Origin of the sequence: Microtetraspora sp. AC03309 (assembly GCF_020826795.1) — a bacterium.
In the GTDB taxonomy this organism is placed as follows: Bacteria; Actinomycetota; Actinomycetes; order Streptosporangiales; family Streptosporangiaceae; genus Microtetraspora; species Microtetraspora glauca.
Window position 1 is genome coordinate 1 of sequence record NZ_JADDIL010000336.1, and the last position, 652, is coordinate 652.

Genomic DNA, 652 nt, shown 5'->3' on the forward strand with positions numbered 1-652 from the left:
GCACTCACTGATGTCTCGGGCGTTGCAGTTGCTCACCGACTATGTGGCTGCCGATTTCCGCGTGACGTTGGACCTGCTGGTGCGCGTCATCGGGGCGGTCGATTGGCCGAAAGTGCGTGCAGGCAACCGGGATACCTATCTGCATCTGTATGAGCGGTTCCTGGGGGAGTACGACCCGGAGCTGCGCAAGCTCTCGGGCTCGTACTACACGCCGCACCAGGTGATCGAGCAGATGGTGCGGCTGGCAGAGGACGTGCTGGTGGGCCGTCTTGATCGGCCGGAAGGTTTCGCTGACCCGTCGGTGGTGGTGGCGGATCCGGCGTTTATGCGAAATTTCTGTGTCTCATGAGACAGTCGAGGCGCGCCGCAAATCCGACTTGACACGTTGACGCCATCACGAGCTTGGAGCTTCTCCTTGCCAGCCCTTAACCACCCGATCGATATGATCCCCAAGCTCCGAGAGCTTCTCAATGGTGCTCCACGACTTGATGAAGTCAGGATCATCGCTTCTCGGGGGGTCCTCAACATCCCGCACGCGCACAGCGACCGGCACACCGGTGCTGACGCCTGTGACAAGTGCATGTTGCTGCGCGAGACTCGGCAGCTGATCGAGCAGCGCACGGGAACTCAGCGCGGTCGCATGTCGTAAGAG

2 protein-coding genes are annotated in these 652 nt (G+C 61.0%); one reads left to right on the forward strand and one right to left on the reverse strand.

The annotated features are described in order from the left end of the window. A partial coding sequence (locus tag IMZ11_RS43190) for an N-6 DNA methylase (RefSeq protein ID WP_228649441.1) occupies positions 1 to 349 on the forward strand: 349 nt, incomplete at its 5' end. 45 nt (positions 350 to 394) lie between these two features. On the opposite strand, the gene IMZ11_RS43195 is transcribed toward IMZ11_RS43190, so the two are convergent. After that, positions 395 to 652: hypothetical protein (locus tag IMZ11_RS43195; protein WP_228649443.1), on the reverse strand; the 258-nt coding region annotated here is incomplete at its 5' end.